We start from the raw sequence: 14033 nt of genomic DNA on the forward strand, positions 1-14033 counted from the left end.
CACCCCCCCGCCAAACACCTGTACCGCGGGGCGCCTGGGCCCCCGACCCCCCCCCCCCCCCCCCCGCCCCCGGGGGGGGGGGGCGGGGCCCCCCCCCCCCCCCCCCCACGACCATGTCACCCGTCGGTCGGTTTGTCAGAGGGCGATGCCGAGGAGGGCGTCGGTCAGGTCCTTGACCAGGCCGGGCTGCTGCGGGCCGCCCTCGGCCAGCGCCCGCTCGGCCCAGGCGTCGATCGCGGCCAGCGCGCCCGGCGAGTCGAGGTCGTCGGTCATCCGCTCGCGGACCGCGGCCAGCAGCTCCTCCGCGTGCGGCGCGCCCGGCAGGGCGACGGCCGAGCGCCACAGCGCGAGCCGGCGCTCGGCGGCGGCGAGCTGGCCGGGCGTGTACTCCCAGTCCTCCCGGTAGTGGTGGGCCAGCAGGACGAGCCGCACGGCCATCGGGTCGTGCTGCTGCCGCAGCCGGCTGACGAACACCAGGTTGCCCTTGGACTTCGACATCTTCTCGCCGTCGAGCGCCACCATGCCCGCGTGCGTGTAGAACTTGGCGAACGGCCACTCCCCCGTCGCCGCGTGCCCCTCGGAGGCGCCGCACTCGTGGTGCGGGAAGATCAGGTCGGAGCCGCCGCCCGCCACGTCGTAGCCGGGGCCCAGGTTGCGCAGCGCGATCGCGGTGCACTCGATGTGCCAGCCGGGACGCCCCCGGCCCAGGCTCGTCTCCCAGGCCGGCTCGCCGGGCCGCTCGGCCCGCCACAGCAGCCAGTCGAGCGGGTGCCGCTTGCCCGGCCGGTCGGGGTCGCCGCCGCGCTCGGCGGACAGGGCCAGCATCTCGGCCTCGTCGTAGCCGGACACCTGGCCGAACTTGGGGGCGTCGGCCACCTTGAAGTAGACGTCGCCGTCGAGGTCGTAGGTGCAGCCCTTGGCGGCGAGCTCGGTGATCAGGTCGGCGACGTGGCCCACGACCTCGGTGACGCCGACGTACTCGCGCGGCGGCAGGATGCGCAGGGCCTCCATGTCGGTGCGGAACAGCTCGATCTCGCGCTCGGCCAGTTCCTGCCAGTCGATGCCGGTCTGGGCGGCCCGCTCCAGCAGCGGGTCGTCCACGTCGGTGGCGTTCTGGGTGTAGTGGACCTCGTGCCCGGCGTCCCGCCACATCCGGCCCACCAGGTCGAAGGCGTGGTAGGTGTTGGCGTGGCCGAGGTGGGTGGCGTCGTAGGGGGTGATGCCGCAGACGTACATCCGGGCGGTGGGGCCGGGATCGGTCTGCCGCACCTGCCTCGTCGTCGTGTCGTAGAGACGCAGCGGAATGCTCTCACCTGGGAGCTTGGGGATGTTCTGGGCAGACCACGATCTCATGCCTTTGAGCCTATCCGTGCCGTAAGGTCCGTGAACTCGTAGGCGGTGTCGTCCTGAGCCAGGGTGACCCGCATCACCGACAGCGAGGCGTAGACGCGGCCGTCGGGCAGGGTGTTGCGCACCAGGAGGGCGTCCGGCCGGTCGGAGTGCGCGCCGGTGATCAGCTCCGCCCAGTCGGGCGCGCTCGCGAAGCGTGGCAGGTGGGCCCGGACGCGGCCGGCGTCCGGGTCGAGGCCGGTGTTGACGACCATGCTGGTGCCGTCGGGCAGGGCGGAGGCGGTGAGGCGGTCGCCGTCCCAGCTGAACAGCCGCACGCCGGACAGGTCGGCGAGCACGAGGTGGAAGGGGTCGTAGCGGGTCAGGTCGACGTCCGGGACGTCGCCCGTGGACACCGCGATCAGGGCCAGGTCGCCGCGGGAGACCCTGGTGGTCTCGGGGGCCATCGTGCCGTGGCCGTTGAGGAGGGCGGCGGCGCGGCAGGCGGACGGGGAGACGGCCATCCAGGTGCCGCCGCCCTTGAGGTCACGGCCGCCGATCACCCCGGGATGCTCGGGCCAGTGCTCCCCGGGCGCCTCCCAGGGGCGGTCGGTGAGCTCGTCCCGCACGCCCATGAGGGTCAGCGGCTCCCCGGTTCTCACGATCAGCGTGCACATGCGGCAAAGGGTATAAAACCCCCGCCAGTCCTCAGATAGGGGGCCAGGGAACCGCCGGCCACCCTTCCGACGGGTACGGATGCACGCCGGTGTCCAGCAGCCGCCTGACCCGCCGCCAGGTGGCCTCCACCTCGGCCAGCGTGAGCAGCTCGCGCAGCCGCCGCCCCAGCGAGCCCGACTCCAGGTCGCGCTCCAGCTTGGCCAGCACCGCCACCGCCTCGCGCGCCAGCGGCTTGCCCCGCCACTGCCACAGCACGGTACGGAGTTTGTCCTCGACCGAGAAGCAGACGCCGTGGTCGACGCCGTAGACGTGCCCGGTCGGCAGCGGAAGCAGGTGACCGCCCTTGCGGTCGGCGTTGTTGACCACCGCGTCGAACACCGCCATCCGGCGCACCACCGGGTTACGGCTCTTGACCAGCCGCATCAGGTCGATCTCGCGCTCGGTGTCGATCCACAGCTGGCACATGCCGGGCCCGAACGGGCCCTCGCGGTAGACGGTCGGCGGCACGATGCGCCAGCCGGTCGCCTGGGAGACCTCGTAGGCGGCCACCTCGCGGGCGGCGAGAGTGCCGTCGGGGAAGTCCCACAGGGGGCGCTCGCCGCGGACGGGCTTGTAGACGCAGGCGGCGCTGCGGCCGCCCAGCTTGATCGAGCAATAGAGAGTCATGTTGGTGGCCTCGACCAGGCGGCCGGCCACCTCCAGGCGCCCGTCGCGCAGCAGCGTGAGCGCCTCCTCCTCCTGCATGATCGGCCCTTGTGGCGGCTTGACGGCCGGTTCGCTCTCAGGAGCGGTCATGAAGCCGCCTCACCCCCGCGGTAGCCGTTGAGTCGGACGCAGACATGGCCTTCGGCGTCGAGCGGCTGCCCGCACAGGGGGCAGGGAGGACGGCCCGCCGCCACGATCTGGAGCGCCCTGCGGGTGAAGGCACGGGCGGCCCCGGCGCTGATCCGCACCCGCAGCACGGCGGGGTCGGGGCCGTCGAGGTCCTCCTCGTCGATGACCTCCTGCGCCTCGATCACCACCTGGGACTTGTCGTCGTCCCAGGCGAGCGCCATGGTGCCGACCCGGAAGTCCTCCGCGACCGGCACGTCGAGGGGGGCGTCGTCGGCCAGGTCGGCCGGAGCCAGCGCGGGCACGTGCGCGGTGCCGCCGCTGAGCCGCAGAACCTCGTCGAGCAGCTCGTCGAGCCTGCCCGCGAGCGCAGCCACCTGCAGCTTCTCCAGCGCCACGGTGGTCAGTCTGCCCTCGGCCCTGGCCTGCAGAAAAAAGACCCGCGCGCCCGGCTGCCCCAGGGCGCCGGCGACGAACCTCTCCGGTGGGTCGTAGTCGAAGACCGGCATAGCCTGACCTTACGTGGTCCCGGGTCCACCGCCGACGGCGGCATCGCTCCCGGTGATGTTTTCTCCCCCGTCTTTCTCCTCCGAATCCTCGGGCAACCGCAATTCCCCCATATCGTTAATCCTGAGAACAAAGGGACGCAAGGGGGCATAGCGAATCACGGTGAGGGCCGCAGGATCGGCTGTTATCCGCTGAAAATGATCGAGGTGCAGCCCCAGAGCGTCCGCCACGATCGCCTTGATGACGTCTCCGTGCGTGCACGCCAGGTAGACACCCTTCAACCCGAGGCGTCGATTCCACTCCCGGACCGCGGCGACCGCCCGATGTTGCATATCGGCCAGCGACTCCCCTTCCGGAAATGTCACCGCACTGGGATGCGCCTGCACGGTCTGCCAGAGCGGCTCCTGCGCGAGCTCCTTGAGCGGGCGGCCCGTCCAGGCGCCGTAGCCGCACTCGATCAGCCGCTCGTCGAGGACCACGTCCGCCCCGCGGCCCTTGGCGACGGCCTCGGCGGTCTCGCGGCAGCGTTCGAGCGGGCTGGAGACGACGGCGTCGAGCCGGACCCCGGCGATGCGGCCGGCCAGCGCCTCGGCCTGCGCCCGCCCGGCCTCGCTCAGGTGCACCCCCGGGGTGCGCCCGGCCAGCACCGGCCCGGTGAGGTCGGTCAGCCCGTGGCGGGCCAGCAGAAGGGTGGTCACACCAGCAAGTGTCGCAGGCGCGGATCACCATGTTTCACGCACCTGCGAGAAAACTTCGCATCCACCCGCCGCCACGCTCCTCACCAGGCAGGACATTGGAGCGGCGGACTGGCGGGCGAGCCCGTTCTTGGTAACCTGGCGGGATCATGGAGCAGCGCTATGTCGGCCGCAGCGGCCTGTCGGTGTCCCGGCTGGGGCTCGGCACGATGACCTGGGGCCGTGACACCGACCCGGAGGAGGCGGCCGCCCAGCTCCGTTCGTTCCTCGACGCGGGCGGCACCCTCGTCGACACCGCCGACGTCTACACCGGGGGCGACTCCGAGCGGCTGCTCGGCCGCATGCTGCGCGACTCCGTGCCGCGCTCGGAGCTGGTGATCTCCACCAAGGCCGTGGTCACCCCGACCGGCCGCCGGCCGCGCGACGCCTCCAGGCGCCACCTGATCGCCGCCGTCGACGAGTCGCTCAACCGGCTCGGCCTCGACTACGTCGACCTGTGGCAGCTGCACACCTACGACTCCGAGGTGCCGCTGGAGGAGACCCTGGCCGCCCTCGACGCGATCGTCTCCTCCGGCCGGGCCGTCTACGCCGGCGTCTGCGACTACGCGGGCTGGCAGCTCGCCGCCGCCGCGGTCACCCAGAGGTCGGTCCCCGGCCGCATCCCGATCACCTCGGCCCAGGTCGAGTACTCGCTGCTGGCCCGCGAGCCCGAGCGCGAGCTGCTGCCCGCCGCCGCCCACCTCGACGTCGGCGTGCTGGCCTGGTCGCCGCTGGGCCGGGGCGTGCTGACCGGCAAGTACCGCACCGGCATCCCGGCCGACTCCCGCGCCGCGACGCCGCACTTCGCCGACTTCGTCCGCCCCTATCTCGACGAGCGCGGCCGCAGCGTGGTCGAGTCGGTCACCACCGCCGCCGACGGGCTCGGCGTCTCGCCGCTGGCGGTGGCCTTGTCGTGGGTGCGCGACCAGCCCGGGGTGGCCTCGGCGATCGTCGGCGCCCGCACCCACACGCAGCTCAAAGGGATTCTGTCAGCCGAGGACGTCGTGCTCCCGATCGAGATCCGGGAGGCGCTGGATGACGTGTCCTCGCTCGACTGACGACGAACGAGAATCCATCTCGCGTATCACTAGTCGATACCGAATCGCAACTTTACCGGGAAAAAGCCTGCGTCTGACGGGCCTTGTCCATAAGGATTTCCTCCTGAAGCGACACAGGAGGGGACGGATGGGGAGCAGGACCGCGATCTCGGCCGGGGTGCTCGCGGTGGCGCTGGCGGCGATCCCGGCGGGGGCGCCGGCCGCTTCCGCCGCCGCCGTCCAGGGCTGCCCGGGCGAGGGTGGGCTGCTCTCGGGCGTCACCGACACGCTGTGCGACGTCGTCGGCGCGCTCACGGGCACGGTCGACGACGTGACCGGCGGCAAGGCCGACCCGGTGACCAAGGGCGTCGACAAGGCCACCGGCGAGGTGCTGGGCACCGTCGGCGACGCCGTGCCGACCGGCAGGCCCGCCGAACCGTCCCACTCGGACCGCCCCTCCCCCAGCCCCAGCCACAGCGACCTGGTGCCCGAGACGCTGAAGGACGTGTGCCTGCCGGTGCTGGCCTGCGACGACCAGGGCGTGCTCCCGTCGCTGACGGCCTACCCCACCCCGACGGCCTCGCCCGGGACCGAGACCGGGCCCGAGACCGGGACCGGGCGCCGCCGGAGCGACCGGCCGCACGAGCGCGAGACCGACGAGGCCACCGCGCCGCTGCCGACGCAACCGCCCACGCCGCCGCAGCACCAGCCGTACACGCTGGACGACGAGCGGCCGGTCACCGCCGAGGAGCCGACCGCCGATCCCGACGACTCGCGGGTGGAGCTGCTGTGGCCCAACCCGTTCGGGCGCGAGCTGGCCGTGCCGCTGCGCGACCAGCGAGTGGTGCGGCCCAGCCCGCCGGCTCACGACGTGCTGGGCACCGTGCTGACGATCGTGCTGCTGGGGTCGGCGGTGCTGGCCACCCGGATCGTGCAGCAGCGGCGGCACCGGGCCGAGCCGAGCGAGTCGATCCCGTTCGAGCCGGCCCCGGCGGGCAGCAGCGGCAGGCACCGCCTGGCGTGAGGCGCGCTCAGCCGCCGATCGCGTGCGCGCCGCCGTCGACGTGCACGATCTCGCCGGTGGTGGCGGGGAACCAGTCGGACATGAGCGCCACGCACGCCTTGGCGGCCGGGACGGTGTCGGTGAGGTCCCAGCCCAGCGGCGAGCGCTCGGGCCAGCTCTCCTCGAACTCCTTGAAGCCCGGGATCGACTTGGCGGCCATCGTGCGCAGCGGCCCGGCCGAGACCAGGTTGACCCGGATGTTGTGCTTGCCCAGGTCGCGGGCGAGGTAGCGGCTGCACGACTCGAGGCCGGCCTTGGCCACGCCCATCCAGTCGTAGACCGGCCAGGCCTTGGAGGCGTCGAAGTCGAGGCCGACGACCGCGCCGCCCTCCTTCATCAGCGGCAGGCAGGCCACGGCCAGCGACTTGAACGAGTACGTGGAGACCTGCAGGGCGGTGGCGACGTCCTCCCACGGCGTGTTGAGGAAGTTGCCGCCGAGGGCGCTCTGCGGCGCGAAGCCGATGGAGTGCACGACGCCGTCGAGCCCGTCGACGTGCTCGCCCACGCGGGCGGCCAGCGTGTCGAGCTGGTCGGTGTCCTGGACGTCGAGCTCCAGCACCGGCGGGGTCTGGGGCAGCCGCTTGGCGATGCGCTCGACCAGGCTCAGCCGGCCGAACCCGGTGAGCACCACCGTGGCGCCCTCCTCCTGGGCCAGCTTGGCCACCGAGAAGGCGATGGAGGCGTCGGTGAGCACGCCGGTCACGAGGATTCGCTTGCCTTCGAGAATTCCCACGTCAGTGCCCCATTCCGAGTCCGCCGTCGACCGGGATCACGGCCCCGGTGATGTACGAGGCGTCGTCGCCGGCCAGGAAGCGGACGACGCGCGCGATCTCCGCTGGGGCGGCCTGCCGCCCGAGCGGGATGTTCTTGACGATGGCCTCCTGGTCGAGGCCGGACGTCATGTCGGTGGCCACGAAGCCGGGCGCGACCACGTTGACGGTGATGTTGCGCGAGCCGTACTCGCGGGCCAGGGAGCGGGCGAAGCCGACCAGGCCGGCCTTGGAGGCGGCGTAGTTGGCCTGGCCCGCCTGGCCGGACAGGCCGACCACGGAGGAGATGAGGATGATGCGGCCGCGCTTGATCTTCATCATGGGCCTGATGGCGCGCTTGGCCACACGGTAGGCCCCGGTCAGGTTGGCGTCGATGACGTCGGTGAAGGTCTCCTCCTTCATCATCGCCAGCAGGGTGTCCTTGGTGATGCCCGCGTTGGAGACGAGGACCTCGACCGGCCCCTGCTCGGCCTCGACCTTGTCGAAGGCGGCCTCGACCTCGGCCGTGCTGGTGACGTCGCAGCGGACGCCGAACAGACCCTCCGGCGGCTCCCCCGATCGGTAGGTGACCGCGACGGCGTCGCCGGCCGCGGCGAGTTCACGGGCGATCGCGAGGCCGATGCCGCGATTGCCTCCGGTGACGAGTACAGAGCGTGCCATGGCATCTGACGCTATCTCTTACTTGCGGGTATCCGCTTGTCCGGGTGGCACAAGATCACAGGGTTAGGATCGTGGACATGCGCCAGATCGATCCCGATTTCCTGGAACTGCCGCTGCGGCAGCTCGCGGACGCGGCCCTGCAACGCGCCCGCGACCTCGGCGCCGAGCACGCCGACTTCCGGCTCGAACGCGTCAGGGCCGAGACGCTGCGCCTGTACGACGCCCGCCTCGAAGGCGCGCTCGACGCCGACGACCTCGGCTACGCGGTCCGTGTCGTCAAGGGTGGCACATGGGGGTTCGCGGCCGGCATCCACCTGACCCCGCAGGCCGCCGCGGCGGTGGCCGAGCAGGCGGTGCGGGTGGCCGAGGTGAGCGCGCCGGTCAACCGGGAGCCCATCGAGCTGGCGCCCGAGCCGGTGCACGCCGACGCGGTGTGGGTCTCCGACTACGACGTCGACCCGTTCGAGGTGCCCTCCGCCGACAAGGTGGGGCTGCTGGCCGACTGGTCGGCCGGGCTGCTCAAGGGCGCCGACCACGTCTCGGCGCGGCTGCTGCAGGTCAAGGAGCAGAAGTTCTACGCCGACACCGCGGGCACGGTGACGACGCAGCAGCGCGTGCGGGTGCATCCGTCGCTCAACGCGATGAAGGCGCACGAGGGCGGCTTCGACGACATGTCCACGATCGCGCCGCCGGTCGGCCGCGGCTACGAGTACCTGACCGGCACGGGCTGGGACTGGCCGGCCGAGCTGGGCCGGCTGCCCGAGCTGCTGGCCGAGAAGCTGGCCGCGCCCTCGGTCGAGGCGGGCGACTACGACCTGGTGATCGACCCGTCCAACCTGTGGCTGACGATCCACGAGTCGATCGGCCACGCCACCGAGCTCGACCGCGCGCTGGGCTACGAGGCCGCCTACGCCGGCACCAGCTTCGCCACCTTCGACCAGCTCGGCGAGCTGGTCTACGGCTCGCCGCTGATGAACGTCACCGGCGACCGCACGGTCACCCACGGCCTGGCCACGGTCGGCTACGACGACGAGGGCGTGCGGGGGCAGAGCTTCGACATCGTCAAGGACGGCGTGCTGGTGGGCTACCAGCTCGACCGGCGGATGGCGCTGATGAAGGGGTTCGGGCGCTCCAACGGGTGCGCGTTCGCCGACTCCCCCGGCCACATGCCGATCCAGCGCATGGCGAACGTGTCGCTGGCCGCCGCCCCCGGCGGGCCCTCCACCGAGGAGCTGATCGCGGGCGTGGAGCGCGGCCTGTACATCGTGGGCGACAAGAGCTGGTCGATCGACATGCAGCGCTACAACTTCCAGTTCACCGGGCAGCGGGCGTACCGGATCTCGCACGGGAAGCTGGCCGGGCAGGTCAGAGACTTCGCCTACCAGGCCACCACGACCGATTTCTGGCAGTCGATGGACGGCGTCGGCGGGCCGGGCACGTACGTGCTGGGCGGCGCCTTCAACTGCGGCAAGGGCCAGCCGGGGCAGGTCGCGCCGGTCAGCCACGGATGCCCGTCGGCGCTGTTCAGGGGCGTGCGCGTGCTCAACACGGTGCAGGAGGGCGGCAAGTGACTACTCCGCAGGAGATGGTGGAGAGGGCTCTGGAGCTCTCCGCGAACGACGGCTGCGTGGTGCTGGTGGACGAGGGCTCCACGGCCAACCTGCGCTTCGCGGGCAACACGCTGACGACCAACGGCGTGGCCCGCTCGTCCCGGCTGACCGTGATCTCGGTGGCCGGGCACGGCGTGGGCGTGGTCTCGCGCTCGGCCGTGCGCGCCGACCAGCTCCCCGACGTGGTCGCGGCGGCCGACCGGGCGGCCCGCGAGGCCCGGCCGGCCGAGGACGCCCGCCCGCTGGTCGAGGGCGGCCCGGCCGCGCCCGGCTGGGACGACGAGGTGCGGCCGACCGACATCGGGGTGTTCGAGCGGTTCGCGCCCGCGCTCGGCGAGGCGTTCTCGGCCGCCGAGTCCGGCGACAGGAAGCTCTACGGCTTCGCCGAGCACTCCCTCACCTCGACCTTCCTCGGCACCTCCACCGGCGTGCGGCTGCGGCACGACCAGCCGACCGGCCGCCTGGAGCTCAACGCCAAGTCCGGCGACCTGAAGCGGTCGGCCTGGACCGGCGTGTTCACCGAGGACTTCGCCGACGTCGACGTGGCCGCGCTCGGCGCCTCGCTGGCCCAGCGCCTGGAGTGGGCCAAGACCCGGGTCGACCTGCCCGCGGGCCGCTACGAGACGCTGCTGCCGCCGAGCGCGGTGGCCGACCTGATGATCTACCTGTACTGGTCCTCGGGCGCCAGGGACGCGCTCGACGGCCGCTCGGTGTTCTCCGGGCCGGGCGGCGGCACGCGGGTGGGCGAGCAGCTCGCCACGCTGCCGATCACGCTGTCCAGCGATCCCCGGGCCGCGGGCATCGCGTGCGCGCCGTTCGTCACCGCGCACGCCTCCAGCCGCGACGGCTCGGTGTTCGACAACGGCCTGCCGCTGGCCCCCACCGACTGGATCAGGGACGGCCGGCTGGAGTCGCTGCTCCAGACGCGCTACTCGGCCGAGCTGAGCGGGCTGCCGGTGACGCCCGGCATCGACAACCTGGTCATGTCCGGCCCGGCGGAGGGCGCCCGGTCGCTGGAGGAGATGATCGCCTCCACCCGGCGCGGGCTGCTCGTCACCTGCCTGTGGTACATCCGCGCGGTCGATCCCCAGACGCTGCTGGTCACGGGCCTCACCCGCGACGGCGTCTACCTGGTGGAGCACGGCGAGGTCGTCGGCGAGGTGAACAACTTCCGGTTCAACGAGAGCCCGGTCGACCTGCTCGGGCGCGTCACGGAGGTGGGGGCGGCCGAGCGCACGCTGCCCCGCGAATGGAACGACTACTTCCAGCGCACGGTGATGCCGCCGCTGCGGGTGCCGGACTTCAACATGTCGACGGTCAGCCAGGCGAGCTGACCCCGCCGTACGTCAGGGCCGTACGTCACGGCCGTACGGCTGCCGGGCGCGCCCGCCGTCCCGCGATCGAGCGGGGCGGCGGGCGTCGTCGTGCCGGCCGCCGTCCGGGCCTCCAGCGGGCCGCAGGGCGGGCCGGGGCCGGGACGGGGGTCGGTGTGCCGGGGCGCCGGCCCCGGGCCGTCGGGGGACGGTCAGGAGTCCTCCAGGCGGAAGCCCACCTTCATGCCCACCTGGTAGTGCGCGATCTCGCCTCCGTCGAGGTGGCCGCGGATCTCGGTGACCTCGAACCAGTCCAGGTGGCGCAGGGTCTGCGAGGCCCGCTGGAGGCCGTTGCGGATGGCCTGGTCAAGGCTCTCCCCCGACGTGCCGACTATCTCAGTGACCCGATACGTTCGATCCGTCATCTCCCCATCCTCCTTACTCGAAGGCCATGATCGCATGACCCTCCTCATCGCCCGGCCGCGCCGTCGCGCCCTGCCCGTACGAGGTCTACCGTGGAAGGTATGAAGGGGTGGCGCAAGAAGCCGGACGTCCACCAGGTCACCGACGCCAGACCCTCGCTCACGGCGGACATCCGCAAGCGTGAGGTCGCCTACCTGATCAAGATGGGCATCCGGACGATCTGCCTGATCCTGGCGGTCGTGGTGCCGGTGCCGTGGCCCTACCGGCTGCTGTTCATCGCCGGGGCAGTGTTTTTGCCATACATTGCCGTAATCGGGGCCAATGAGCGCAGCGAGGGCGCGCCGCCGCCCCACTTTCAGTCCCCCGAGGCTAACCAAACCGAGATACCGCTGCATCGACGCGAGATCGGGTCGTGACTAAGTCTTGACGCATCCCATGGGTTGTAGGTGTACGCTTTAGGCAAGCGCTCCGGTCCCCCGTCGGAGTGCTGGTGCCGGCGTTCCGGGCCCCCGTCGGAACGCCGATGAAGCGACGCCGGGTGGTTTGCCCCCGTAACCACCCGGCGTCGCCCTTTTCCTGGCCAGCCCTTTGCATTGGACGATCAGTCCCCCGCGCCGGCCGGAGTCCGATAGGACCGCTTTCCCGAAATCGTTTACACCGGCCTCCTCCTCGTAATTCTCAGGAAATCTTCAGGAAGCGGCCGGCTTGACTTCAAGAGTTCGTTCGAGTGTCAGCCGTCAGTCAGCGTCTCGGTGGTCGCCTGCTCCCAGTTCTTCGCCAATGTGACCAGTCTGGCCACGGCGTCCTCAGGGGCGCTGCCCGCGCCCTGGGCCAGCCCGAGCAGGTAGGCGGTGAGCGGCGCGGCGGGCCTGGCCACCCCGTGGGCGACCTCCTTGGTCAGGTCGAGGACCAGGTCGCGGTCCACCCGGGCGGGGTCGACGCCCAGCTCCTTGCACACCAGCGCCGTCCACTCGGCGAGTACGTTCATGCGAGCCTCCTTCAGGTCGTCCATCGTGTCGCAGTCGAACCACGGCCGGCCCGGCGAGGCCAGCCGCGTTCCGGTCAGAGGGCCGAGCAGGCCCTTGAGGGAACGCCCTGGGTAGGCGGCGAGCGCCGCCCGCAGCTGCGGCACCGGCCAGGCGCCGACGAGCCACTGCTCGCGGCCGTCGTCGTCGACCATGACCGCCCCCGCGCCGGGACGGGCCGCCGCCAGCAGCTCCCGCACGTGCGCGGCCCTCAGGAACGGCAGGTCGCCGGCGAGCAGCACCAGCCACGGCGCCTCGACCTCGCGCAACCCGGCGGCCAGCGCGGGGACGGGCCCGCCGCCCGGCGGGTCCTCCCGCGTGAACACGACCCCGGGCAGCTCCCGGGTCGGCCCGACGACGACCGTGCGGCGCGCGCCGGACGCCGCCGCGACCACCCGCTCGACCAGCGGACGGCCGCCGACGGCCAGGCCGGGCTTGTCGGCGCCGCCCAGGCGGCGGGCCGCTCCCCCGGCCAGGACGACCGCGTCGAAGAGCATCGTCAGCCGCCGATGGCCGACATCGGCCTGGACGGCTGGAGGAAGGACGGGTCGTCGATGCCGTGCCCGGCGCGCTTGCGGGCGACCGCGGCGACCCAGCGGGCGGCCAGGTCGTCGTCGGAGGCGCCCGCGCGCATGGCGGTCTTGAGGTCGGACTCCTCGGTGGCGAACAGGCAGTTGCGCACCTGGCCGTCGGCGGTGAGCCGGACCCGGTCGCAGGCGCCGCAGAACGGGCGCGTCACCGAGCCGATCACGCCGACCCGGGCCGGGCCGCCGCCGACCAGGAACCGCTCGGCCGGGGCGCTGCCGCGCTGCTCCAGGTCGTCGGGGGTCAGGTCGAAGGCGGCCGAGAGGCGTTCGAGGATCTCGTCGGCGGTGATCATGCCTTCGCGGGTCCAGCCGTGCTGGGCGTCGAGCGGCATCTGCTCGATGAAGCGCAGCTCGTAGCCGCGCTCCAGGCAGAAGCGCAGCAGCGGCACGGCCTCGTGGTCGTTGACGCCGCGCATGAGCACCGCGTTGACCTTGACCGGGCGCAGGCCCGCCGCGTCGGCGGCGGCCAACCCGGCGATGACGTCGGCGTGCCGGTCGCGGTGGGCGAGCTGCTTGAACGTGGCCGGGTCGAGCGTGTCGAGTGAGACGTTGACCCGGTCGAGGCCGGCCCGCGCCAGCGGCTCGGCCAGCCGGGCCAGGCCGATGCCGTTGGTGGTCAGCAGCACCTGGGGACGCGGGTCGAGGGCGGTGGTGCGGGCGACGATGTCGACCAGCTCGCGCCGCAGCAGCGGCTCGCCGCCGGTGTAGCGCACCTCGGTGACGCCCAGCCGCTCGACGCCTATGCGCACCAGCCGGACGATCTCGTCGGCCGTCAGCAACTGGGCCTTGGGCAGCCAGTCGAGCCCTTCGGGCGGCATGCAGTACGTGCAGCGCAGATTGCACTTGTCCGTGAGGGACACCCGCAGATCCGTCGCCACCCGTCCGAACGAGTCTCGCAACATGGGGCGTCACCTCCTGTCCGTTTCGCCAGAGAGCCAGACTACGACGGGTGTCGCGCGGCGCTCAAAACCGCCTGCCTCTCCCTGGCAGGCAACGCGCCGCGCCGGTGATCGATTCCGTGGGGCCGCCGGGACGGGATCGTCAGGGGTGGGCGGCCTGCCAGGACTCGCGGGCGTCGATGAGCTCCGACAGGTGCCGTCTGGACCACTCGCAGCCGGCCGCCATGGGCGCGAGCAGGCTGCGGCCGAGGGGGGTCAGCGCGTACTCGACGCGGGGCGGGATCTCGGCGTAGGCCGTGCGGGTGAGCAGGCCGTCGCGTTCCATGGCGCGCAGGGACTCGGTGAGGACCTTCGGGGTGATGCCGCGCAGCGGGACCTGCAGCTCGGTGAAGCGTCTCGGGCCCTGCTCCAGACAACGGATGATCTTGGCGGTCCACTTGTCGCCGACGCGGACGGGGGCGACGTGGACACAGGCGGCGAACATGTCGGGGTCAAGGGGTTCGGCCATGACGTCCATGCTAGGCGGCGGGAGCTCACTATCGTTGCGGGAAGTGACCATCGGGCGTC

General features: G+C 72.3%; 16 protein-coding genes. 5 read left to right on the forward strand and 11 right to left on the reverse strand.

What is annotated here, in order from left to right; translation table 11 throughout:
- Positions 1-135: 135 nt before the first annotated feature.
- From mshC to AB0C33_RS49455, 5 genes are read right to left on the reverse strand one after another with little or no spacing between them, the layout of a single operon-like run.
- The gene (gene mshC / locus AB0C33_RS49435; protein WP_358302267.1) at positions 136-1353 is read right to left on the reverse strand and encodes a cysteine--1-D-myo-inosityl 2-amino-2-deoxy-alpha-D-glucopyranoside ligase; all 1218 of its coding nucleotides are present in this window, start codon (positions 1351-1353) and stop codon (positions 136-138) included.
- Positions 1350-2006, reverse strand: a complete 657-nt coding sequence (locus AB0C33_RS49440) for an NRDE family protein (protein WP_358302270.1) — start codon at positions 2004-2006, stop codon at positions 1350-1352. Before AB0C33_RS49440 ends, mshC begins: the two co-directional genes overlap by 4 nt.
- Before the next feature lie 31 nt (positions 2007-2037).
- Positions 2038-2802, reverse strand: coding sequence for an SCO1664 family protein (locus AB0C33_RS49445; protein WP_352327876.1), 765 nt, complete (start codon positions 2800-2802; stop codon positions 2038-2040).
- Positions 2799-3347, reverse strand: a complete 549-nt coding sequence (locus AB0C33_RS49450) for a DUF3090 domain-containing protein (protein WP_352363409.1) — start codon at positions 3345-3347, stop codon at positions 2799-2801. The genes AB0C33_RS49445 and AB0C33_RS49450 overlap by 4 nt, the downstream gene beginning before the upstream one ends.
- Positions 3348-3356: 9 nt before the next feature.
- Positions 3357-4043 carry a histidine phosphatase family protein gene (locus AB0C33_RS49455; protein ID WP_358302273.1) on the reverse strand — a complete coding sequence of 229 codons (687 nt, stop codon included), beginning with the start codon at positions 4041-4043 and terminating at the stop codon, positions 3357-3359.
- Positions 4044-4189: 146 nt separating this feature from the next.
- On the opposite strand from AB0C33_RS49455, the gene AB0C33_RS49460 reads away from it, so the two are divergent.
- Together AB0C33_RS49460 and AB0C33_RS49465 are read left to right on the forward strand one after the other, a co-directional pair.
- A complete protein-coding gene (locus AB0C33_RS49460) occupies positions 4190-5137 on the forward strand; it encodes an aldo/keto reductase (protein ID WP_358302276.1) in 948 nt (315 codons plus the stop codon).
- Between the two features lie 127 nt (positions 5138-5264).
- Positions 5265-6140: a hypothetical protein gene (locus AB0C33_RS49465; protein ID WP_358302279.1), complete on the forward strand. Its 876-nt coding sequence runs from the start codon at positions 5265-5267 to the stop codon at positions 6138-6140.
- A gap of 7 nt (positions 6141-6147) precedes the next feature.
- On the opposite strand, the gene fabI is transcribed toward AB0C33_RS49465, so the two are convergent.
- The gene (gene fabI / locus AB0C33_RS49470; RefSeq protein WP_352327881.1) at positions 6148-6912 is read right to left on the reverse strand and encodes an enoyl-ACP reductase FabI; all 765 of its coding nucleotides are present in this window, start codon (positions 6910-6912) and stop codon (positions 6148-6150) included.
- 1 nt (position 6913) lies between these two features.
- Positions 6914-7609, reverse strand: coding sequence for a beta-ketoacyl-ACP reductase (locus tag AB0C33_RS49475; RefSeq protein WP_358008091.1), 696 nt, complete (start codon positions 7607-7609; stop codon positions 6914-6916).
- A 77-nt stretch (positions 7610-7686) separates the two neighbouring features.
- Here AB0C33_RS49475 and AB0C33_RS49480 point away from each other — a divergent pair, with 77 nt between their 5' ends.
- Together AB0C33_RS49480 and AB0C33_RS49485 are read left to right on the forward strand one after the other, a co-directional pair.
- The gene (locus AB0C33_RS49480) at positions 7687-9180 is read left to right on the forward strand and encodes a TldD/PmbA family protein (RefSeq protein ID WP_352327883.1); all 1494 of its coding nucleotides are present in this window, start codon (positions 7687-7689) and stop codon (positions 9178-9180) included.
- Between the two features lie 14 nt (positions 9181-9194).
- A complete protein-coding gene (locus tag AB0C33_RS49485) occupies positions 9195-10553 on the forward strand; it encodes a metallopeptidase TldD-related protein (protein ID WP_358302371.1) in 1359 nt (452 codons plus the stop codon).
- Positions 10554-10744: 191 nt separating this feature from the next.
- Here the strand turns inward: AB0C33_RS49485 and AB0C33_RS49490 are convergent, their stop codons facing one another.
- Positions 10745-10957 carry a dodecin gene (locus AB0C33_RS49490; RefSeq protein ID WP_125642491.1) on the reverse strand — a complete coding sequence of 71 codons (213 nt, stop codon included), beginning with the start codon at positions 10955-10957 and terminating at the stop codon, positions 10745-10747.
- Positions 10958-11056: 99 nt separating this feature from the next.
- Here AB0C33_RS49490 and AB0C33_RS49495 point away from each other — a divergent pair, with 99 nt between their 5' ends.
- On the forward strand, positions 11057-11371 hold the full coding sequence (locus AB0C33_RS49495; protein WP_357977208.1) for a DUF3099 domain-containing protein: 315 nt from the start codon (positions 11057-11059) through the stop codon (positions 11369-11371).
- 314 nt (positions 11372-11685) lie between these two features.
- Here the strand turns inward: AB0C33_RS49495 and AB0C33_RS49500 are convergent, their stop codons facing one another.
- From AB0C33_RS49500 to AB0C33_RS49510, 3 genes are all read right to left on the reverse strand, one after another.
- The gene (locus AB0C33_RS49500; protein ID WP_358302282.1) at positions 11686-12477 is read right to left on the reverse strand and encodes an NTP transferase domain-containing protein; all 792 of its coding nucleotides are present in this window, start codon (positions 12475-12477) and stop codon (positions 11686-11688) included.
- A 2-nt stretch (positions 12478-12479) separates the two neighbouring features.
- Positions 12480-13469: a GTP 3',8-cyclase MoaA gene (gene moaA, locus AB0C33_RS49505; protein WP_358302285.1), complete on the reverse strand. Its 990-nt coding sequence runs from the start codon at positions 13467-13469 to the stop codon at positions 12480-12482.
- A 139-nt stretch (positions 13470-13608) separates the two neighbouring features.
- Complete coding sequence (locus AB0C33_RS49510; RefSeq protein WP_358302288.1) at positions 13609-13974, reverse strand: helix-turn-helix domain-containing protein; 366 nt, start codon at positions 13972-13974, stop codon at positions 13609-13611.
- Positions 13975-14033 lie beyond the last annotated feature (59 nt).

The organism is Nonomuraea sp. NPDC048881 (assembly GCF_040649795.1).
Lineage (GTDB): Bacteria > Actinomycetota > Actinomycetes > Streptosporangiales > Streptosporangiaceae > Nonomuraea.

Excerpts from the sequence above, each read along its gene's own strand:
- mshC (WP_358302267.1), bottom strand. The coding sequence starts at position 1,353 with ATGAGATCGTGGTCTGCCCAGAACATCCCCAAGCTCCCAGGTGAGAGC.
- AB0C33_RS49440 (WP_358302270.1), bottom strand. The coding sequence starts at position 2,006 with ATGTGCACGCTGATCGTGAGAACCGGGGAGCCGCTGACCCTCATGGGC.
- AB0C33_RS49445 (WP_352327876.1), bottom strand. The coding sequence starts at position 2,802 with ATGACCGCTCCTGAGAGCGAACCGGCCGTCAAGCCGCCACAAGGGCCG.
- AB0C33_RS49450 (WP_352363409.1), bottom strand. The coding sequence starts at position 3,347 with ATGCCGGTCTTCGACTACGACCCACCGGAGAGGTTCGTCGCCGGCGCC.
- AB0C33_RS49460 (WP_358302276.1), top strand. The coding sequence starts at position 4,190 with ATGGAGCAGCGCTATGTCGGCCGCAGCGGCCTGTCGGTGTCCCGGCTG.
- AB0C33_RS49465 (WP_358302279.1), top strand. The coding sequence starts at position 5,265 with ATGGGGAGCAGGACCGCGATCTCGGCCGGGGTGCTCGCGGTGGCGCTG.
- AB0C33_RS49475 (WP_358008091.1), bottom strand. The coding sequence starts at position 7,609 with ATGGCACGCTCTGTACTCGTCACCGGAGGCAATCGCGGCATCGGCCTC.
- AB0C33_RS49480 (WP_352327883.1), top strand. The coding sequence starts at position 7,687 with ATGCGCCAGATCGATCCCGATTTCCTGGAACTGCCGCTGCGGCAGCTC.
- AB0C33_RS49485 (WP_358302371.1), top strand. The coding sequence starts at position 9,195 with ATGGTGGAGAGGGCTCTGGAGCTCTCCGCGAACGACGGCTGCGTGGTG.
- AB0C33_RS49490 (WP_125642491.1), bottom strand. The coding sequence starts at position 10,957 with ATGACGGATCGAACGTATCGGGTCACTGAGATAGTCGGCACGTCGGGG.
- AB0C33_RS49495 (WP_357977208.1), top strand. The coding sequence starts at position 11,057 with ATGAAGGGGTGGCGCAAGAAGCCGGACGTCCACCAGGTCACCGACGCC.
- AB0C33_RS49500 (WP_358302282.1), bottom strand. The coding sequence starts at position 12,477 with ATGCTCTTCGACGCGGTCGTCCTGGCCGGGGGAGCGGCCCGCCGCCTG.
- moaA (WP_358302285.1), bottom strand. The coding sequence starts at position 13,469 with ATGTTGCGAGACTCGTTCGGACGGGTGGCGACGGATCTGCGGGTGTCC.
- AB0C33_RS49510 (WP_358302288.1), bottom strand. The coding sequence starts at position 13,974 with ATGGCCGAACCCCTTGACCCCGACATGTTCGCCGCCTGTGTCCACGTC.